General features: G+C 69.9%; 18 protein-coding genes. 6 read left to right on the forward strand and 12 right to left on the reverse strand.

Features of this window, described 5'->3' with window-relative positions; genetic code table 11:
* Positions 1-59 precede the first annotated feature (59 nt).
* Positions 60-1070 (forward strand): GlxA family transcriptional regulator, encoded by a 1011-nt coding sequence (locus ABD736_RS09005; protein WP_344791411.1) that lies wholly within the window; start codon positions 60-62, stop codon positions 1068-1070.
* Here the strand turns inward: ABD736_RS09005 and ABD736_RS09010 are convergent, their stop codons facing one another.
* Entirely contained in the window at positions 1071-1709 is a 639-nt protein-coding gene (locus ABD736_RS09010; protein WP_344791412.1) for an HD domain-containing protein, read from the reverse strand. It lies immediately after the preceding gene.
* Between the two features lie 159 nt (positions 1710-1868).
* Between ABD736_RS09010 and ABD736_RS09015 the strand changes: the two genes are divergently transcribed.
* Positions 1869-2264: a DUF302 domain-containing protein gene (locus tag ABD736_RS09015; protein ID WP_344791413.1), complete on the forward strand. Its 396-nt coding sequence runs from the start codon at positions 1869-1871 to the stop codon at positions 2262-2264.
* Between the two features lie 28 nt (positions 2265-2292).
* Here ABD736_RS09015 and ABD736_RS09020 read toward each other — a convergent pair whose 3' ends face one another.
* A complete protein-coding gene (locus ABD736_RS09020; RefSeq protein ID WP_344791414.1) occupies positions 2293-3168 on the reverse strand; it encodes a LysR family transcriptional regulator in 876 nt (291 codons plus the stop codon).
* A 99-nt stretch (positions 3169-3267) separates the two neighbouring features.
* Here ABD736_RS09020 and ABD736_RS09025 point away from each other — a divergent pair, with 99 nt between their 5' ends.
* Together ABD736_RS09025 and ABD736_RS09030 are read left to right on the forward strand one after the other, a co-directional pair.
* Positions 3268-4314, forward strand: a complete 1047-nt coding sequence (locus ABD736_RS09025; RefSeq protein WP_344791415.1) for a YeiH family protein — start codon at positions 3268-3270, stop codon at positions 4312-4314.
* A 50-nt stretch (positions 4315-4364) separates the two neighbouring features.
* The gene (locus ABD736_RS09030; protein WP_344791416.1) at positions 4365-5003 is read left to right on the forward strand and encodes an HD domain-containing protein; all 639 of its coding nucleotides are present in this window, start codon (positions 4365-4367) and stop codon (positions 5001-5003) included.
* 61 nt (positions 5004-5064) lie between these two features.
* Here ABD736_RS09030 and ABD736_RS09035 read toward each other — a convergent pair whose 3' ends face one another.
* Complete coding sequence (locus ABD736_RS09035) at positions 5065-6042, reverse strand: zinc-binding dehydrogenase (protein ID WP_344792230.1); 978 nt, start codon at positions 6040-6042, stop codon at positions 5065-5067.
* 92 nt (positions 6043-6134) lie between these two features.
* On the opposite strand from ABD736_RS09035, the gene ABD736_RS09040 reads away from it, so the two are divergent.
* Positions 6135-6719: a TetR/AcrR family transcriptional regulator gene (locus tag ABD736_RS09040; RefSeq protein ID WP_344791417.1), complete on the forward strand. Its 585-nt coding sequence runs from the start codon at positions 6135-6137 to the stop codon at positions 6717-6719.
* A gap of 23 nt (positions 6720-6742) precedes the next feature.
* Here the strand turns inward: ABD736_RS09040 and ABD736_RS09045 are convergent, their stop codons facing one another.
* From ABD736_RS09045 to ABD736_RS09055, 3 genes are read right to left on the reverse strand one after another with little or no spacing between them, the layout of a single operon-like run.
* Positions 6743-8578, reverse strand: a complete 1836-nt coding sequence (locus tag ABD736_RS09045) for a glycoside hydrolase family 3 protein (protein WP_344791418.1) — start codon at positions 8576-8578, stop codon at positions 6743-6745.
* Positions 8575-10845 (reverse strand): beta-glucosidase family protein, encoded by a 2271-nt coding sequence (locus ABD736_RS09050; protein WP_344791419.1) that lies wholly within the window; start codon positions 10843-10845, stop codon positions 8575-8577. The genes ABD736_RS09045 and ABD736_RS09050 overlap by 4 nt, the downstream gene beginning before the upstream one ends.
* 48 nt (positions 10846-10893) lie before the next feature.
* Positions 10894-12201, reverse strand: a complete 1308-nt coding sequence (locus ABD736_RS09055) for an MFS transporter (RefSeq protein ID WP_344791420.1) — start codon at positions 12199-12201, stop codon at positions 10894-10896.
* Positions 12202-12316: 115 nt separating this feature from the next.
* On the opposite strand from ABD736_RS09055, the gene ABD736_RS09060 reads away from it, so the two are divergent.
* On the forward strand, positions 12317-12937 hold the full coding sequence (locus ABD736_RS09060) for a TetR/AcrR family transcriptional regulator (RefSeq protein WP_344791421.1): 621 nt from the start codon (positions 12317-12319) through the stop codon (positions 12935-12937).
* Positions 12938-13006: 69 nt separating this feature from the next.
* On the opposite strand, the gene ABD736_RS09065 is transcribed toward ABD736_RS09060, so the two are convergent.
* From ABD736_RS09065 to ABD736_RS09090, 6 genes are all read right to left on the reverse strand, one after another.
* On the reverse strand, positions 13007-14026 hold the full coding sequence (locus ABD736_RS09065; RefSeq protein ID WP_344791422.1) for a lysylphosphatidylglycerol synthase domain-containing protein: 1020 nt from the start codon (positions 14024-14026) through the stop codon (positions 13007-13009).
* A gap of 41 nt (positions 14027-14067) precedes the next feature.
* On the reverse strand, positions 14068-14925 hold the full coding sequence (locus ABD736_RS09070) for an ADP-dependent NAD(P)H-hydrate dehydratase (protein WP_344791423.1): 858 nt from the start codon (positions 14923-14925) through the stop codon (positions 14068-14070).
* Complete coding sequence (locus tag ABD736_RS09075) at positions 14915-15652, reverse strand: histidine phosphatase family protein (protein ID WP_344791424.1); 738 nt, start codon at positions 15650-15652, stop codon at positions 14915-14917. The genes ABD736_RS09070 and ABD736_RS09075 overlap by 11 nt, the downstream gene beginning before the upstream one ends.
* A 214-nt stretch (positions 15653-15866) precedes the next feature.
* Positions 15867-16784 (reverse strand): AfsA-related hotdog domain-containing protein, encoded by a 918-nt coding sequence (locus tag ABD736_RS09080; protein ID WP_344791425.1) that lies wholly within the window; start codon positions 16782-16784, stop codon positions 15867-15869.
* Between the two features lie 247 nt (positions 16785-17031).
* Positions 17032-19023 carry a sensor histidine kinase gene (locus ABD736_RS09085; protein WP_344791426.1) on the reverse strand — a complete coding sequence of 664 codons (1992 nt, stop codon included), beginning with the start codon at positions 19021-19023 and terminating at the stop codon, positions 17032-17034.
* A 395-nt stretch (positions 19024-19418) separates the two neighbouring features.
* Positions 19419-20222 (reverse strand): response regulator transcription factor, encoded by an 804-nt coding sequence (locus ABD736_RS09090; protein WP_344791428.1) that lies wholly within the window; start codon positions 20220-20222, stop codon positions 19419-19421.
* Between the last annotated feature and the right edge of the window lie 42 nt (positions 20223-20264).

Raw genomic sequence — 20264 nt, forward strand, 5'->3', positions numbered from 1 at the left:
TGTTGGTCGTGCTCTCACGATGCGCCGAAGCGGATGCCTCGCGCCGCACGGGTTCAGCCGTGAGTCACCCGATTCCGGACATCAGCGATGGTCCGGCCCGCGCCGCTCGCCGCGAGGGGCCGCACCGCGTGGCGATCCTGGTCTACGACGGCGTCAAGCTGCTCGACGTCTCAGGGCCCGCTGAGGTTTTCGCCGAGGCCAACCGGCTCGGGGCCGACTACGTCATCGAGCTCGTCTCGCCGACCGGCGCCGACGTCGTCACCTCGGTCGGCATCCGGCTCACGGTCACTGCCGCCGCCGCAGACGTCCCGCGTGTCGACACGTTCCTCATTGCAGGCGGCGATATCTACCCGAAGACCACTGTGCACCCGGCGCTGGCGGACGCGGCCCGCACCATCGCTGCGCGCTCCGGCCGGATCGCCTCGATCTGCACCGGGGCGTTCATCCTCGCCGCGGCGGGCGCACTCGACGGCAAGCGCGCGACCACGCACTGGCGCGTGGCAGCGCAGCTCGCGAAGCGATACCCGCGCGTCACCGTGGACCCGGACGCGATCTATGTGCGTGACGGATCGACCTACACCTCCGCCGGCGTGAGCTCGGGCATCGACCTCGCACTCGCACTCGTCGAGGACGACCACGGCGCGGAGCTCACGCGCGACGTCGCACGCCTGCTCGTCGTCTATCTTCAACGCGCGGGCGGCCAGTCGCAGTTCTCGGTGCCGCTTGCGAGCGACCCGCCGAAGACGCCTGCGCTGCGCCGCATCGTCGAGCTCGTCACCGCCGATCCGGCTGGCGACTTCTCGCTGGCAGCGCTCGCCAAGCGCCTGAACGTCAGCGAGCGGCACCTCACGCGCCTCTTCCGCGAAGAGCTCGACACGACGCCGGCGCGCTACGTCGAATCCGTGCGCTTCGACATTGCCAGGGCGCTTCTGAGCCAGGGCCGTACGGCGACAGAGGCTGCGGCGCGGGCCGGGTTTCCGAGCTACGAAAGCCTGCGGCGCGTGTTCACCCGCGAGCTGCAGATGTCGCCGGCCGCCTACCAGCGCCGCTTCCGGACCGCGCTGCGCTGATCACTCGGCCCATGGCGAATTCTTGACCCGCTCGACCAGGTTGATGCGGGGGAACCCGGGCGAGTGATGCTCCAGGGCATCCGCATTGATCGCGCCGTACGTGGTCTGGGGACGGTGTACGACGCCGTCGTGGAGTTCGCGGATGAATCCGTGCTTGAAGTTCTCGCGCGGGTGGACTGCGGTGATCTCGGCGATCGTGTCGGAGTCGATTCCGTCGAAGCCGAACCCGACGACATCGGTGAGCACCCCAAGGTGCGTCAGAGCGATCTCGGGCCCCATCCGCCCTGGGATCTCGGGGGTGCTGTGCAGCGCGACCGCCTCCCACGCTGTATCCGCCGCGTCTGACGAGAAGCCCCGCTCGAGAAGGAAGCGCCGGACGTGGTCGGCGCCGTCAACCTCGAACCGCTGGATCTTGTCCGAAAACGGCGTCTGCAGACCGACATCGTGGAACATCGACGCGATGTACAGCAGCTCGACGTCGGGCTCCAGCGCGAGCCGCCGCGCGTGCAGCGTGGCGAACAGGAACGTCCGCCGCGAGTGGTGATACAGCAGCGGGCTCGTGCTCTCGGACACGAGGCGCGTGGTATCCGCTGCGGCCTCCGTGTCCGGGATCTCGATTCCTGCGATGAGTTCAGTCATGGTGAGTTCGCTTTCTGAGCGGGAGGAGGGGTGGGACGGATCGTCTCCTTTCCACAGTGCGCGGCGTCGTACTTTGCATGTCGCAGTGGTCTGGCCATGAACCACTCGATTCCGGACATGTCTGTGGCACAGATGCGCATAGGACCCCACTATTGGCGCATGGGCGACAACAGAAGCTTTCGGACTGAGCGCACGGCCAAGACCGTCGACGATGCGGTGGCGGCGCTGCGAGCCGCTGTCGAACGGCGGGGAATCACCGTGTCGGCGGTGATCGATCACGCGGCTGCTGCCCAGTCTGCGGGGGTGGCGCTTGCCGGAGAGACGGTGGTGATCTTCGGGAACCCGTCGGTCGGCACAGCGGTCATGCTCGCGGACGCGCGGGCCGGTCTCGACTTGCCGCTACGGGTGCTGGTGCGCGAGACCGCCACCGGTGCCGAGCTGCTCTATCGCGATCCCCATGTTCTCGCGGACGAGTTTGACCTGTCGACTACGACCGAGACCCTCGATGCGCTCGCTGGGGTGCTGGCCGCGGTCACAGCCGAAGCCGCCGCATAGCGGCCTCGTGGACCCGCTCGGCCGCCGCTCACCCGATTCGGGATGCCACGGCGAGCAGCGTCTGAAGCTCAGGCGGAAGCGAAGAAGCCTGCGGATAGATCGCCCTCAGTTCTCTGACGAAGCGGATTCTGCGGACCTGCACCCGTACGAGGCGGCCGGCGGCGATGTCGTCACGGACGGCGAGAATGCTAAGGATCGCGACACCAGCGCCGGCCTCGACGGCCGTGCGGATCGCCGCCGTGGTGGGAAGTTCGACGAGCGGCGGGACCGGCGGATAGCCGGCATCCGTCATAATCTGCTCGGCATTCAGCCTTGTGCCTGAGCCCAGCTCGCGCACGATCAGCGGGGTGCGCGCCAGCACGCTCGGCGTGATCGCGCCGCGATGGGCCCACTCGTGACTGGGCGGAACGACGAGCACTAGCTCGTCACGCGCGACGACGTCCGCCCGCAGCGCACCCACCGACTGGGGCGACTCGATGAAGCCGAGCCCACACCGGCCACTCGTGACGAGCTCGATCACCTGGGTGCTATGGGTCGCGGTGATCGAGACTCCCCGATCTGGCGCCGCGACGGCGCGCGCGGCGATCAGCCACCGAGGCAGGAGGTACTCGGCGACTGTGAGACTAGATGCCACGCTGAGCGGGGCGCGCTGCTCGCGCAGGGCGGCCACTCCCGCCTCAAAGCGGTCCGCGGCCTCGACGATCTCGGCTGCCCACTCCGCAGTCACCGCACCCTCGCTCGTCAGCGCCGTGCCACGCGCCGCACGCTGGAGCAGGGCGATGCCGAGGCGCTGCTCGAGCTGGCGCATCCGCATCGACGCGGCCTGCTGCGAGATCCCGACGCGCCGACTCGCCGCCGAGATCGAGCCGACCTCGGCGAGCGCCGTCAGCAGGCGCAGCGTCACGAGGTCGGCTACCGGTGACTTCGCCGATACAACGCCTGCTTGTACATCCACAATGACCTGACGCTACCCCGCCTGCCGACGCGGCGAGAGCCTCGGGGTATGCCCTTTTCCCGCCCGACGCGCCGCCTACCCGGCATCCTCATCTGCATCGCCATCGCACTGGTCGCCACGGCGCTCGGACACGTCGAGCCAGTGGTGGGCGCGCCGGTGTTCGGAATCGTGATCGGCTCGGCCGTTGCCGCCGTCGTGCGGCCTAGCGAGGTCGTGGACAGCGGTGCCGCCTGGTCAGGAAAATACGTGCTGCAGGGCTCGGTGGTCGTGCTCGGGTCGGGGCTGTCGCTCGGTCAGGTCGTGCACACGGGCTGGCAGTCTCTGCCCGTGATGCTCGGCACGCTGGTAGTCGCGCTCGTCGGCGGCGTGCTCATCGGGCGTGCGCTGGGGCTCGCGGCCGACGTGCGCACCCTGGTCGCGGTCGGCACCGCCATCTGCGGCGCGTCGGCGATCGCGGCGACACAGTCGGTGATCCGGGCGAAGGCCGACGACGTGGCATACGCGATCGGCACGATCTTCACCTTCAACGTGGTCGCAGTGCTCAGTTTTCCCTTCATCGGCCATGCCCTCGGCTTCGGCGACCAGGCGTTCGGTCTGTGGGCCGGCACTGCGATCAACGACACCTCGTCGGTGGTCGCCGCAGCGTTCACCTTCAGCGCGGCGGCCGGGCAGTACGGCGTCGTGGTCAAGCTCACACGCACACTCATGATCATTCCGATCACGATCGGGATCGCGGTCTACCGGCGGCGCATTGCAGCGAAGACGGCACCGGCCGCGCGCGGCCCGGAACCACCCGCATCGCCCGCTTGGTCGTGGCGGTCTATCGTGCCGCAGTTCCTGATCTGGTTCGTTGTGGTGGTCGCGATCAATTCCCTCGGAGGAATCCCTTCGACCTGGCATCCCGCCCTCAGCCTGCTCGGTACCTTCATGATCACCGTCGCGCTTGCAGGCATCGGTCTCGGCACGCGGGTCCAGATTCTGCGGTCGGCAGGGCTTCGTCCGCTTGTGCTGGGGGCGGCGCTCTGGGTATTGGTCGCACTGACCTCGCTGGGGCTGCAAGCACTGTCGCCGAGCATGTCCGGAATCTGGCGGTAGCGGTCCGAATACGTGTGTCTTCGCAGACGGTTGCTCGAAAGGCTTCTGGCATGAGCGAACTGATAGCGGGGATTGCGATTCCGAGCACGCCGCTGGCCGTGGCAGCGACGGAACTCGTGCGCGATGCGGCCGACGACACCCTGTTCCACCACTCGCGGCGGGTGTTCCTTTGGGGCGCGCTCAAGGCCCGCGCCCGCGGGCTCTGGCTCGATCATGAACTGGCCTACATCGGGGCGATGTTCCACGACCTCGGGCTCACCGAGAAGTACCGGCGTACCGATCAGCGCTTCGAGATCGACGGCGCTGACGCGGCGCGGACCTTCCTGCTCGAGCATGGCCGCTCAGAGGCCGATGCGCGGGAGGTGTGGCTGTCCATCGCGCTGCACACCACTCCGGAGGTCCCGCTGCATCTCTCCCCAGAGGTCGCCGCAGTCACGCTCGGCGTCGAGACCGATGTGCTCGGCTTCGACCTCGACGAGATCGCCGCAGACGACCGCGCGGCGGTTGTCGCCGCACACCCGCGACCGGGCTTCAAGCGGGACATCCTGCAGCACTTCTACGACGGCATGTCCGCACGCCCCGACACCACATTCGGCACGATGAACGATGACGTGCTGGCGCACTTCGACCCGGCGTTCCACCGCGCGAACTTCGTCGACATCATCACCGAGAGCGGCTGGCCCGAGTGACGGGCGTCACCGCGTCGACCGCCGTGCCGGCGCCGCTGCCTGCGGCGCCGCACCACGCCGACTACGGCCGCAGCAGCACCTTTCCCACGCGGCCCGGTTCGAAGTTCGCCAGGCTCGCCCGGGCGATGTCATCGAATCCGTAGATGGCTGACACCGGAAGCGTCAGCGCGCCCTCATGGATGCGCGTCACCAGTTCTCCGAGCAACGCGCCGCGCTCGGCTGCGGGCATCGCCGCACTGACCTTGAGGCCCCAGAAGCCGCTCACGGTGATGTTCTTGAAGATCACGTCGCCTGACGCGAGGTTCATGATCGGCGACGCCATGGCTCCGAAGACCACGAGCCGGCCGTTCTCGGCCAGCAGCGACAGGACCTCACCGCTGGACGCACCGCCCACCGAGTCGACGCCCACGGCGATCGGCTCGCCGCCGGTGAGCGCGGCGACCTGTTCGCGCCACGCGGGGTCGTCGGTCGCGACAACTCCATCGATGCCCTGAGCCGCCAGCTCGGCGACCCCCTCCGCCCGGCGCACCAGGCCGACGACGTGAACGCCCCGCGCGGCCGCGAGCTGCGCCAGCAGTCGACCGACGGCACCGTTTGCGGCGTTCTGCACGAGCCACTGACCGGGCTCGAGCCGCAGTGTCTCGAGCAGCGCGATCGCGCTGAACGGCATCGAGACGAGCTGCGCGGCGGTCTCATCGCTCAGGTCAGCCGGCACGGGGATGAGGCCGGCGGCGGGAGCGACGAAGTACTCGGCCCAGGCGCCGAACGTGCCGCCGGTGGCGACACGCTGACCCACAGACAGCGTCTCGACCCCCTCGCCGAGAGCGTCGACCACGCCGACCGCCTCGGTCCCGGCGCGAGCCGGCAGCTGGGGCTTCACGCCGTAGGTGCCGCGCACAGTCCAGAGGTCGTGGTTGTGGATGGGGCTCAGCAGCAGGCGCACCCGCACCTCACCGGGGCCAGGCTCGGGAAGCGGGACCGTGCCGACGTGCAGTACCTCCTCGGGTTCCCCGAACGCTTCGTGGACAAGTGCGCGCATCTCAGTGGTCATGACGGGACATCCTTAATATTGAACTGATCGTTTCATAATATACTGAAACGAATAGTTCACAAACTGGGCGAGGAGACGACATGGGTCGCACGCGGACGTTCGACACCGGCCAGGTCATCGAAGCGGCGCGCGGCGTGTTCTGGGACCTCGGCTTCGCCGAGACGTCCGTGCCCGACCTGGAGCGCGCGACGGGTCTCAACCGCTCGAGCCTCTATCAGGCGTTCGGCAGCAAGCGGGGCCTGTTCGACGCCGCGGTGACCAGCTACCTCGACGATGTGTTCCGCCCCCGGCTCGCGCCGCTGCGCGCCGCCGCGGTCAGCGCGGGCGCGCTCGAGGATTATCTGACGGGCCTGCGCGAAGCGATGATCGAGAAGCCGAGTGCGCGGGCTGCGAACGGATGCCTGCTGCTCGCAGCCGCAGGGGGCCCTCTCGGGCAGGACGCGGCGCTGCAGGCGATCGTGGTCCAGTACTACGCCGAGCTGCGCGCCGCGGTCGGCGCCGGGGTCGCGGCTCGGCACCCGCGCCTCAGTGCCGCGCGGGCGGCCGCTCTGACGACGAGCTGCACCTCGTTCGTGCTCTCGGCCATGGCGCTCGTGCGCGCCGACCCGGCCGCGGCGGCGGACATGCTGGACGCGGCACTCGCCGCGGTGCGCGACCCTCGGTAGCGCACCGCAGCGACCGGCACCGCTCAGCCCAGCTCGAGTCCGTGCCCGAACCGGAACAGCGGGCCGACCGTGTCGAACGGCACGTCGGGTCGCGACTCTTCGACCGCGGCCATCGAGCGCGGCAGGTCGAAGGGCAGCTTGCCCTCCGGGCGGACGGCTCCGCTCAGTGCGTCGAGCAGCGCATGCGTGGAGGCTCCGTAATTCACGACGAGGCCGGCGACGCGCCCGGCGAAGGGCGTCAGCACAGCAGGCCGATCGAGGTACACGTCGACGATGGTCGGCACGCGGTCGGCGAGCGCAAGCACCCGGTGGATGTCCTCGGCGGAGAACTCGAGGGACCCCGCGTGGAAGAACGACTCGAAGCCGGGCCCGCGCTGCTCGAACGGCGCAGCGAGGCGGACGATCGCGACGTCAGCACCGTCTGGTGAATCGACGACCTCTAGACGCTCGTGCGTGAGCCCGTCCGAGCCCGCGCCCTCGATGAATACCCGTGTCCCGGCAGCGAGCGGCAATGCCGAGCGGCCGGCCGAGGCGGCCTCGAGAACGGTGATCGAGCGCGACTGTGCCCGCAGGCCGGCGGCGCGGGCGTCCGCTGCACCGACGAGCTCATTCGCCGCGTCGACGTCGACGTAGCGGCGTTCGTCGAACAAGCCGAGCAGGAACTTCTCGGCAAGAAGGCGCCGCACGGAAGCATCGATGCGGTCCTCGGACACACGCCCGCTGTGCACGAGCTCGACGACGAGCTCGGGGCACGACTCGCCGCCGAACTGGTCGGCGCCGGCATCCAGCACCTTCGCCACCCGCTCGAGCGGCGTGAGCTGCTCGACGCCCCACGCGCGTGCGGGGAACGGCAAGCCGGCGAACTCGGCGTCGGTGATCAAGCCCCAGTCGGTGCAGATCACGCCGTCGAAGCCGAGCTTCTCGCGCAGCAGCCCCGTGAGGATCTGACGGTTGAAGCCGAAGCCGACTTCCTCGATGGGCTCGCCGTCGACGACGAGGCCGACCGGCATGCCGTAGTACGGCATCATCTGCCGGGTGCCGGCCGCGATGAGCTCGCGGAACGGGGCGAGGTGCTCGTCGAACCTGCCGCCCGGGTAGACCTGCTCGCGCCCGTACGGGAAGTGCGGGTCCTCGCCGTCCTTCTGCGGGCCGCCGCCGGGGAAGTGCTTCGTCATCGCCGACACGCTCTCGGCGCCGAAGCGGCCCTCACCGCCGGCCCGCCGTGCAACCTCGCCGGTGGCCTGCAAGCCGTGCACGTAGGCGGCACCGAGCCGCCCAGTGAGCTCTGCGCTCTCACCGAACGTCCCGGCCCCGCGCGCCCAGCGCGGTTCGGTGGCGAGGTCGACCTGCGGGTGGAGGGCAGTGCGCAGACCGACCGCGAGGTACTCGCGACGCACCGTGTCAGCGAACTCCTCGACCAGTTGCGCGTCGCGCGTCGCGGCGAGGCCGAGCGTCTCGGGCCACTGCGAGAACGGCCCGGCGAGCAGGCCCGTTCCGGGGTTGTCGGTGAAGGCGTGGCGCGGATCGGTGGCAACGGTGACGGGGATGCGCAGGCGGGTGCTCGCGGCAAGCTCCTGCAGCCGGTTGTGCCAGAGCGCGAACTCGCCCGCGGTGGCCGGGGCACCCAGTGCGTTGAGGTGCGTCAGGCCGCGCTCGAGAACGAGCTCACTCGTGCCGGGCAGCCCCGAGCGCCCGGTGTCCTCGACGAGCGTGCCCTCTGGGCCCACCGGCACCATGGTCTGGAAGAGCTGCCCCGCCTTCTCCTCGAGCGTCATCCGCGAAAGCAGGTCGTCGACCCGCTCCGCGACCGGGGCGGTCGGGTCCAGGTAACGGGCCGCGCCCGTCTCTTCCCCGCTCATGCCTTAGCCGACGCCTGGGCGGCGGCCTCGGCGAGGGCGGCCTCGTCGAACGGGGCGCCGGGGAAGCGGGACAGACGCACGAGCGGGATGGCCCGCATCATCCGGCCGTGGGTCTCGTCGAAGAGCATCGCGCCCATCTCGCTTCCCGCGAGCCTTTCGCGCAGCCAGGAACCGCCCTGCGGGTGAGCGAGGAACTGCTCGGCGGTCGAGTCGACCGTGAGAGGCGGCGCCACGTCTGCCCCGGCCAGCGTGATCTCGCCGGTGAGACGGATGTCGCGGCTGGACGCGCCCACACGGATGCCGAAACTGCCGCCTTCGACGACCCACGCGTGAGCGATCGTGCTCCAGAACGCGAAGGCGCGGGCGTCGAGTTCCACGGCCACGGTCTGAGACTGCCCCGGCTCGAGGCGCACGCGCGCGAACCCACGCAGCTCCTGCTCGGGGCGGTAGACCGACGCCTCGGCATCCGTCACATAGATCTGCACCACCTCGGCGCCGGCGAGCCGCCCCGTGTTCGTCACTGCAAGGCTGACCCGGACGCGCGGCGAGGCGCCATTCTCAAGAACCTCGACCGAGAGGTCCGAATAGTCGAAGCTCGTGTACGAGAGGCCGTGACCGAACGGGAACGAGACGGGCAGCGCGTGCGCGTCGTACCAGCGGTACCCGATGAGCAGCCCCTCGCCGTAGCGGACGACGCCGTTCTCGCCGGGGAAGTTGCCGAGGGCGGGGTTGTCCTCGAAGCGCACGGGGATGGTCTCGGCGAGCTTGCCTGACGGGTTCGCGTCACCCAGCAGCAGCGCCGCGGTGGCCGAACCGCCGGCCTGGCCGAGCAGCCAGCCCTCGAGAATCGCCTTGGCGTGGCCCTGCCAGCCCGAGACCGCCACGGCGGAGCCGTTGGAGAGCACGACGACGACGTTCTCGTTGACGGCGGCGACGGCCTCGAGAAGGGCGACCTGCTGCGCCGGCAGTTCCATATGCTCGCGGTCGTAGCCCTCCGACTCGTACGACGGCGGCAGGCCCAGGAAGACGAGCGCGATCTCGGCGCCCCGGGCCGCCTCGACCGCCTCGGCGACGAGCTCGTCGCTTGCGGCATCCGCCTCGATCTCGAATCCGGGCGCGAAGAGCAGCTCGCGCTTGCCGAGCAGCGCGATCTCGAGCGCATCCAGCGCAGAGTCGACCCGCGTGGGGTTCACCTGCGAGGAGCCGGCGCCCTGGAACCGCGGGGTGCGGGCGAACTCGCCGATGACGGCGACCGGGCCCCCACGCGTCTCGAGCGGCAGGATGCCGCCCTCGTTCTTCAGCAGCACGGCGCTCTGCAGCGCCGCCTCGTGAGCCAGCTCGTGGTGAGCGTCGACGTCGAACGACGCGAGCGGCTCACGGGCCTGCGACTTGGCGACCAGGCCGAGCACATTGGCGACCGCCGCGTCGACGGATGCCTCGCTGAGCGTGCCTGCGGCGACCGCGTCCAGGATGCGGCGCTGCCCGATTCCGGCGGACGACGGCATCTCGAGGTCGAGACCGGCCGCGACCGCCTTGTCGCGCTCGTTGACCGCGCCCCAGTCGGAGACGACGAGGCCGTCGTAGCCCCAGTCGTCGCGCAGCACCTCGGTCAGCAGCCAGCGGTTCTCTGACGCGTAGACACCGTTGACCTTGTTGTACGAGCACATGACCGTCCAGGGCTGCGCCTCCGTGACGACCTTCTCGAAGGCCGGAAGGTAGATCTCACGCAGGGTGCGCTCGTCGACCTGGGCGTCGACCGTCATGCGGTCGGTCTCCTGGTTGTTGGCGGCGAAGTGCTTGAGCGAGGTGCCGACGTGCTTGCTCTGGACACCTTCGACCAGACCGGTCGCGAGCGAGCCGGCGAGCAGCGGATCCTCCGAGAAGTACTCGAAGTTGCGACCGCACAGCGGCGAGCGCTTCATGTTGACGCCCGGGCCGAGCAGCACCGCGACGTCGGCGGCGCGGCACTCGTCACCGAGCGCCTCGCCGATGCGCCGCATCAGCTTCGGGTCCCAGCTGGAGGCGAGGCCGGAGGCCGGCGGGAAGCAGGTGGCCGGAACCGACGCGTTGAGGCCGAGGTGATCGGCGCCCTCGGCCTGCTTGCGCAGCCCGTGCGGCCCGTCCGTGAGCATGATCGCCGGGATCCCGTGCTGCTCGTCGCCCTGGGTGTGCCAGAAGTCGGAGCCGTCGAGCAGCGCCGCCTTCTGCTCGAGCGTCATCGCGGCGAGCACCGCGGGCACATCAATGGCGGTGGAGGTGTCAGTCATTTTTCCGGTTCCGTTCTGAGGGCGAGTGAGAGGGGCGCGGGATGCCTGCTAGCGAGCGCCGCGGATGAACATGGTGCTCACGGCGCCGATCACGATGATCACGGCCCCGATGAGGAAGAGCGAGGTGTAGTTTTCGCCACCGCCCGCGCCGATCGCCAGCAGCGCAGGGGCGACCGCCGGGGCGAGTGACTGCGGCAAGGCGTTCGCGATGTTGAAGACGCCCATGTTCTTCGCCGCCTCGGTCTCGCGGTTCGGCAGCACGTCGGTGACCAGGGCGAGATCGACGGCCATGTAGGCGCCGAAGCCGAGGCCGAACAGCCCGGAGGCGACGTAGAGGAGGCTCGGCTGGCTCGCGAGGGCGAAAACGGCGAGACCAGCGCCGGCGAGCACGGTCGCGATGACGACGAAGACCTTGCGTCGGCGCAGCCGGTCGGAGAGCCAGCCGCCGAGCGCCGCCGAGATGGTGAGCATGATCGCCTGCAGGATCATCAGGCGCAGCTGCCAGGAGAGCGCGGTCGCGGTGTCGAACCCGAACCGATCCTGCAGGTAGTAGAGCTGGTAGTTGTTGTACGACGCGAAGCCGAACAGCATCAGGAAGCGCCCCAGCCACGCCCAGCCGAAGTCGGGGAACTTGCGGGGGCTGACCCAGAACCCGGCGAAGAAGCGGCCGAGGTGGAACGGCTCGGCGTCCGCTCTGTCGAGCACGCGGTCGCGCAGCACGAGCGCGAACAGCACGACGCCGATGAGCCCGAGGGCGGCGGGGATGATGATCATCCATGACGTGGCGATTCCCGCGCCCGCAAGGATCGTCGCGATTCCGATGCCGACAAGGGCCGAGACGTTCTGGCCGGTGCCGACCCACCCCGCGACCTTGGCGCGCCGCGCCTCGTCCACCTGATCGGGCAGCACGGCCTGGAACGCCGCCTGCGCGGCGTTGAACGCCGTCTGCGCCAGCGCCCAGCCGATGACGACCTGCCAGACCGCCCCGGCCACGGCGATGATCACCAGGCCCACGACCCCGCCGATGACGCCGGCGAGCAGCCACGGCTTGCGCATGCCGTAGCGGGACGTCGTGCGATCCGAGAGCGCGCCGGCGATCGGGTTCGCGACGAAAGCGAAGAAGGCTCCGACGCCGGTCACCAGGCTCAGCGCCCCGACTCGATGCGCGTCATCGGTCAGCGTCGAGATCTTCACCGCGAGGGTGCTGACGACGGGCGTCATGACCGCGATGTACATCATGAAGAAGCCGACGACGTACATCACGAGCACGCCCGTGCCGGCGCCGGCGTTCTGCACGCGCCGGGCCCGGATCGAAGAGGCGCCCGCTGCCGACGTCTGGTCGAGTTGCAAGTTCATTCCAGGACTCCTGTGTCCGGCGGCCCACTCTGGCCGCATCGGCTAGACCGTAGCACCAATACCAACCACTCGGTAAATATTGGGCGATGGCGGCTCATGGCATCCTGGGCTCAGCATGACGACACACGACAACGCCGCCGCGTCGCGCCGCACGGGCGGATATGCCAACGGGCGCGCGCGCCGACAGCAGATCCTCGATGCGGCGATGAACCTGTTCGGCGACGTCGGCTACCGCAGCGCGTCGCTGCGCGAGATCGCCGCGCGCGTCGGCATCTCGCACCCGGGGCTGCTCCACCATTTCCCGACCAAGGAGGCGCTGCTGCTCGCGGTGCTCGAGCGGCGCGACGAGATCGACACCGCCACGCTCCAGGAAGACAGCGACGACGGCGTCGAGCTGCTTCGCCGCGTGATCGACATCGTCGCGCTCAACACGCACCGCCGCGGGGTCGTCGAGCTGTACACGGCGCTCGCGGCCGAAGCGACGAGCGCAACACATCCGGCGCACGACTACTTCACGCAGCGCTACCGCCACACACTGGCGGCCGTGACACGCGCCTACCGGCTCACCCACGAGCAGGGCCACCTCCGTGACGGCATCTCCCCCGCGGCCGCCGCCGCGCAGCTGGTGGCCGTCATGGACGGCCTCCAGCTGCAGTGGCTCCTCGACGGCGGCCGCACCGACATGACCGGCGTCGTGCGCGAGTTCATCGCCGCCCAGCTGACGGTCGCGCTCTGACGCCGGCCGGCCTGCTACCGGATCAGAGCCCGCTCGAGCCGCCGCAAAGCAGCATCCGCCGGCTGAATCTCACGCGCGCCTCGTGACCGCGCGCCAGATCGCGACGGCGACCGCAGCTAGGGCATACGGCCCGACTACCGTCAGCGCGCGCCAGATCAGCAGGGCCGCCGTCGCCGCGTCGACCGCCGTGCCCCCGCCGCTGCCGAACAGGCTCAGCAGGATGGCCACGTCGACCACCCCGGCGCCCTGCAGCGGGAACATCGTCAGCGGGTAGGCGAAGAAGAAGATCGTCGCGATCGCGAGGGTGCCCGCGTCCGACGGGGTCACCCCGACGAAGCGGAACGCGAGCAGCAGCAGCGCGAGCTCGACCAGCAGCATGACCGCCAGCACCGCGGCGGCGCGCGGCAGCCGTCGCGGCAGGTCGCCGGCGACGTCCTGCTGGAACCGGCCGAACGAGCTCGCCCAGTGCGCCGGATCGACGCGGGCGCGGAATCGCCGCGCCGTCCTGCCGGCCCAGCCGCCGAGTCGCACCGCAGTGTCCTCGGCGCTCGCGACCATGAGCATCCCGATCACGAGCACCGCCGCGAAGAGCAGGCTGGCGAGGTCGACGAACTGCGCCGGCCGGTACGCCCCCGTGACGAAGACGAGCACGAAGCCGAAGAGCGGAACGCCGAACCGGGCGACGAACATCGTCAGCGTATTCAGCACCGATCCGGCGAGCGCCGAGCCCGTCGCCGTTCCGGTCGAGCTGAAGATCGCCACGCGCGCCGCGATCTTCCCCGGGGCCGACGCGAACGCCGCCGTCGTCAGCGCGGTCAGGTCGGTGGCCACGGCTCGGCCTAGCGAAACGCCCGGAATGTAGATCGTCAGCGGCACAGCGCTGAGCACCTGCCGCAGCACCAGCACCCCGATCAAGGCGACGACCTCCCACCAGCGCAGCCGGCCGAGGGCGACCCCGATGGCCGCGAGATTCAGGTCGTGCATCGTGCGCACCACCGCGAAGACGACCAGCGCGGCCAGCACCAAGAGCCCGATCCGCACGGCCCACCGCACGGCGCGGGGGCGGCTGCTCGCGGTGGCGCTGGCCATGGGCGCACCTTAGCGCGTGAGCGCGGCGCAGGCGATCACGGTCAGGCGAGCGCGCCGAGCTCGCCCGGCAGCCGCTCCGACAGGTCGCGCGCCAGGTAGCCGACCGGCATACCCGCCTGCGCCAGCGACTGCCCCGCACGCGCATGCAGGTACGTGCCCCACACCGCCGCCTGCAGCGGCGAGCAGCCACGCGCCGCGAAGCCCGTGATCGCACCGGCCTGCACGTCCCCGCTGCCCGAGGTGCCGAGGCCGGGGCCGGCCTCTCTGACGCGGTACGCCTCGCCCAAGGCATCCGCCACGATCCCCATGCAGCTGACGACGGCCTCGTAACGCTCCGCCAGCTCGACCGTGTCGTCGGCCAGCTCGCGCGGCGAGCGCCCGAGCAGCACCTCCGCCTCGCTCTCGTTGGGCGTCAAGATCGGATGCCTGAATCGGCGCGCCCCGCGGCGAGCGGCCAGGGCGCCGAGCGCATACGCATCGAGCACCACGGCGCTGTGCGGATCTACGAGGTCGGTGAGCGCGGCGAGCATCCGTCGCGCCTCGCGGATCTCATCGAGCCCGGGGCCGACCAGCACGGCGTCCGCCTGCGCGACGTCGGCGGCGAATGCACGCACCGACCGCCCGCGCACGTGGAAGTCCGCGGTCTCCTCCAGCGGCAGAACTCCGCTCTCGGGCACCGCCACCGCGACCGTCGCGGCAACCGACGCCGCGACGCCCAGCGTCAGCCGCCCTGCGCCGACGCGCAGCGCAGACAGGCCCGCGAGCTGCGCCGCGCCCGGGGTCGAGCGCGCTCCGCCGATGACCAGCACGTCCCCGCGCGAGTGCTTCGACCCCTGCGGCTCGGGCACCGGCCACGAGGCGAGCAAGTCCCGGTCGACATCGATCACCTCACGCGCCATCCGGATCCGTTCCCGCATGCTCGGTGGCGGGCACGCCCGCCTCGACGATGTGGCTCGCGTCGGCGAAGGACTCGAGCGACCAGCGCCCGCTGACATCCGCCACGAAGGACGTGACCGAGGCGTTGGAGACGACGCGCTCGGCGAGGAACCGGGCGAGCTGCTCCTCATCGAGCCCGAGCAGCACGTAGACGAACAGACTCACGACGGCGTCGTGGGTGAACACGACCAGCGGCTCGGGCCCCACGGCGGCGTCGCGCAGGAACGACCGCACCCGCAGCGCGACGTCGGCCCACGACTCGCCGCCCGGCGGCCGGTAGTAGAACTTGCCGAGCCACCGCCGCCGCGCGGCCTCCTGAGGCAGCCGCACGTCGACTCCCCGTGTTGTGAGTGCGTCGATGATGCCGAGCTCGCGGTCGCGCAGGCGCTCGTCGACCGCGAAGCCACCGACGCCGCCCAACGCGATGCGACACGTCTCGCGGGCCCGTCGGTAGGGCGAGCTCCACACGCGCGAGGCGTTCACCCAGTCGGCGCCGAGCTTCTCGCTCACGGCATCCGCCACCGTCGCCGCCTGCTGCGCGCCCAGCGGCGAGAGCTCGACGTCCGCGTCGCGCGCGCCTACGTCGATCACCTCGAGCCCGGCGCGTTCGGCCTGCGCCGCGGCGACGTTGGCCGTGCTCTCGCCGTGTCGAACGAGCAGAATCCGCCGCCCCTCGCTGTCACGATCCATGAGTCGAACGTATGCCGCGCCCGCACACCCGCGCACGGGGTAGGCAGGCGGCCGGATTCTCGCTAGCGTTCGGCGCTCTGCGCCGAACCTGAGCCGATCTTGAGGTTAAGCCGCGCTGAGGCTGCTTGGAGGGTAGGCAGGATGGGTAACAGATCGCACCTGCAATGCGATTCGCCCTCAACCCTGAAGCGGCGCGTGTCCAGCCCGAATGGAATCACGGCCCCGGCACGGGATGTTGGTCGGAACGTCCTGAGCCGGCATCGGGCCCGTCCGCAATCGAGATCTTCGATGCGGCCGGGCCCGTTTCTTGTGTCTCGGGGTGTGCCTCTGGGCACGCATCCGTGATCGCCGCCGCGATGAGCCGGCCGCCTTGCGAGAAGGCGGCGCGCACGCCGTGATCGCTGATCGCCGCGTCGATCGTGGTCGCCGACCGCAGCTCGCCGAAGGCCGGAAACGACACCGTGAGGAAGCGCGGCGGCACCCCGTGCTCTCGCTCGTGCACGAGCGCCGCAGCGTGCAGCAGCAGCATTCCGGGCAGGTGATCGACGGGGTGGTCGAAGAAGAAGGGGTCGGACTCATCGACGCCGAGCCGCGCGCTCAACTGGCCTTTGCTGCGGCTCACCGTCTCGATCAGGTCGCCGCCGAACTCGCGCACCTGCTCGTCGAGCGCCGCCGCGTTGCGACGGATCGCGCGGTAGTCGCTGTCGACCAGCACCCGCGCGTTCACGCGGCCTGAGGCAATGCCCGGCAGCAGATAGTCGACGACGAGGACGTGCGGGATGCCCTTGCGGTGCTGCACGCTCGTGAAGGTGACCTCGAGGGTGCCCTCAAGAGCACCGAAGCGCGGGAAGCGCAGATCCTCGGGCTCGACGCGGACCGTCATGCTCGAGACGACGAAGTGCACCGACTGGCCCATGCCGAGCCCGGCGACGCAGATGGCGAGCCCGGCCTGGCGGAACGCCTCGGCGAGCAGCGTCACCGGCACGCGGTCCGGTGTGGGGTGGCACAGCCAGTGGCTGCGCGGGATCTCGACATCCGCACGCCAGGTGTGCTCGGAGATCGCGTCGATCGCCCACACGAGGGACTCAGACCTGGTGGAGCGATGGGCGGCGCTTCGATCGATGAGAACCAAGTCACGAACCTTCGGGTGGGGGGAAACCGGCTCGCAACTGCGGTCGAGTGCGGCGTGGCTGGGAACCCGGGCCGCGGGACCATGACCGTATCGGGACCGGTCAGGCGAGTGCTTCAACATAACCACGCGTCGCCGCGAAGGTCACGGCCCCGAGCCCGATCGGCGCCACCCCAATCAGGGTTGCATGACGGACCCTCAGCATTGGCTCAGCACGCCGTCGGCTGCTGGTCAGCGACTCGACAGCGCGTCAGGGCTGCATCGGCAGGTTCGACAGCGGCGTGGCCTCCGAGCGCAGCGGCAGACGCACGGTGAACGTCGACCCGTGGCCCGGTTCGCTCTGCACCGAGATCGTGCCGCCATGCGCGTCCACGATCGCCTTGACGATCGTGAGTCCGATGCCGACGCCCTGGATCGCCGCCTCGCGCACCTCGCGCGTGCGGAAGAAGCGATCGAACAGGCGCACCTGGTCGGACTTGCTGATGCCGCGCCCGTTGTCGGCGACCGCGATGATGACGGATGTCTGATCCCGATCGAGCGTGACCGTGATGACCCCGCTCTCCGGTGAGTACTTGAGCGCGTTGGAGATGAGATTGTCCACGACCTGCTTCACCCGGCCGGCGTCGACATGGGCGAGCACCGTGCCCTGCGGCGCGTGAAGCTCGAGCTTCTGGTGCGACTCGGCGAGCGCCGGGCGGAACGCCGACACGGACTGGGTGAGCAGAGTCGAGACATCCGTCGGCTCGATACGCAGCGCGAGGTCGTGCGTGCTGGTGCTCAGCAGGTCCCGGATGAGCGTCAGCATCTGCTCGGCGCTGCGCTGGATGGTGCGGAACTCCTTGCCGAAGCCGAGCGCCTCGACGTCGTGGCTGTCGGCGATCAGGTCGAGGTAGCCGACGATCGAGGTGAGCGGCGTGCGCAGTTCGTGCGAGACGGTGGCCAGGTATTCCTCGCGGATCTCGATCGCGTTGGCGAGGTCCGTGACGTCGTAGGTCACGACGGCCGAGCCGAGCCGCTCGCCGCCCGGGCGCGCGATCGTGTGCGCCTCGGTGATGATGGCACGCTGCTCGCCCTCGGGGTCGCCGATCCAGTAGATGAGGCCGCGCTGATCGCCCTCGATCGTCTCGGAGATGATGTTCTTGTCCTGCTTGACGCGCGTGCGGCGGTCGGAGGCGTAGACGTGGCTGCTGAGGCCGGTGACCGGGTCGAAGCCCGCGAGCGCGAGGAACGTCTCGACGGTGCGGTTGTGCAGCTTCGGGTGGTTCTCGGTGTCGTAGAACAGCACGCCGACGTTCACCGCATCGGCGATCGAGCGGATCACGACGCCGAGCTCGTCCATCTCGTCGAGCAGTCGCTGCAGCTCGGACGAGGTCTGGTTGAGCTGCTCTCGCGCGTAGCGCTCGCGATCGCGCAGCCAGAGCTCCGACGCGGCACGCCCGATCTGGATGCCGATGTAGGCCAGCAGGGATCGCTCGAACGCCGTCCGGTGCGCCGTCGGCGGATCGGCGACGACGAGCGCGCCCGTGACGCCGTCGTCGCAGTCGACAGGCACGACGGTGAACTGCCCGGCCTCAGCGCCGGCGAAGAGGTGTCTCTGCAGCTCAGGCGCCTGGGCCGGGTCGACGGTCGCGACGCGCTCGTCATCGAGGCGCGGCGCCGCCGTCCAGCGCTCGTTGGGGTCGCGTGTGCTGCAGCTCGGCATGAGCGGCGCGATGAGCTCGCCCAGGTGAGGCATCCTCCCGTCGCGCGCGCTCCAGCTCACGTTCGGAATGGGGTCCTTCGCGCCGTCCGGCCCCGAGGGGATCACGAGCAGCGCGTCGTGCGCACCCATCAGCTCTCGCACGCCGCCCGTCGCGGTCTGGGCGAGCGCATCGAGCGTCTCGGCCATGTGGATCGCCCAGGTCAGCTGCATCGCACTGTCGCGCAGTTTCTCGGCAGCCTCCCTCCGTGACCGGCGGCGGGCGCTGCGCTTGCGCAGCAGCTCCACCCGTACGACCAGCTCATCGGCGACGTCGTCGACGAGCAGATAGTCGCGATCCGGCGACGACGCGAGGGCGTCGAGCGGCAGATCGCCGATCGACGACGCGACGAAGAGAACGGGCCCACGCTCGCGCGCCGCCGGCCCTTCTGTGACGGTGGCCACGCTCGGCGCGACGCCGGCGGCATCCAGCGTCGCCCGCGCCTCGGCGGCGCAGGTGGCGTCAAGAGCGAGAACCGCGATGGGGACAGCTGACCTCGGCATGCAGCGCCTCCTCCTTCGGACGACCTGAGCAACCCTTGAGCCATCTTGAGGGTTAGCCGGGGAAATTCCGCCCTCAGAACCGGCAGACTCGTACGCAGTTGCCCCGAAGCAACTGCCCAGCCCTCAACCTGTGGTTTGTGGGGCGCCTCCAACCCGATTGAAGACGCCCCTCCCCCATATTTTCCGAGCAGCCCTCAACCCGAATGTGGACTCTCGGCACACGGGACCTCCTCGCGAGTCACGTCGCAGGTCAGTGCCATGTGTCAGACCTAAGGGTATCTGGCCGGGACAGCGCATTCCACACCGATTAGGGCTACTTCTGCATTTCCCGCACCCCGAGAACAGGGGGGTCTGTGCACCCGAATGGCCGCAATGCGATCGCAAACGGTCGCAGATCAGCCGCGCGGCGCCGCCAGGCGATAGCCGACGCCGCGCACCGTCTCGATGAGGTACGGCGAGGAAGCGCTGTCGGAGAGCTTCTTGCGCAGGTTCCCGATGTGCACCTCGACCCCGCGCCGGTCGGCCTCGCCGACATACGGATTCACGACGTAATCGTCGCCCCGCAGCAGGCGCGCGAGGTCGTCCTTGCTGCGCACGGTGCGGCCGGACTGCAGCAGCGCCTGCAGCAGCTCGAACTCGCTGAACGTCAGCTCGAGCTGCTTGCCGTCGCGCGTGACGATGTGCTCGTCGGGGTCGAGGACCACGCCGTTGTGCGAGAGCAGGGTGCGCCCCGGCTGGGTCGCCGGCGCCGCCGGGGAGCCGCCCGCGGGCACGGCGGTCTGGCCCGAGGCATCCGTCTCACCCGGCTGCCTGCTCTCGATGACGCGCGGCCTGCGCAGCATCGCCTCCGCGCGTGCGCGCAGCTCGCGCGGGCGGAACGGCTTGAGCACGTAGTCGTCAGCACCCGAGCCGAGGCCCTGCAGCGCGTCGATCTCCTCGTCGCGCGCGGTGAGCATGATGATGTACGCCGCGCTGATCGCTCGAACGCGCTTGGCGGTCTCGAAGCCGTCGATGCCGGGCATGTTGACGTCGATCGTCACGAGAACGGGCTTGCATTCGGCGACTTTCGCCACACCCTCGACGCCGCTCGCAGCCGTGACCACCTTGAGGCCGATCTGCTCGAGCACAGCCTGGATGAGCTCCCTGATGCCGGCATCGTCCTCGATGACGACCGCGCATTCGCCGTCTGCGACTCCCATGAAATCGAAGCGTAGCAATGGCGCAACCATGCTTCCGGCAAC

It is taken from the genome of Gryllotalpicola daejeonensis (assembly GCF_039538145.1).
In the GTDB taxonomy this organism is placed as follows: Bacteria; Actinomycetota; Actinomycetes; order Actinomycetales; family Microbacteriaceae; genus Gryllotalpicola; species Gryllotalpicola daejeonensis.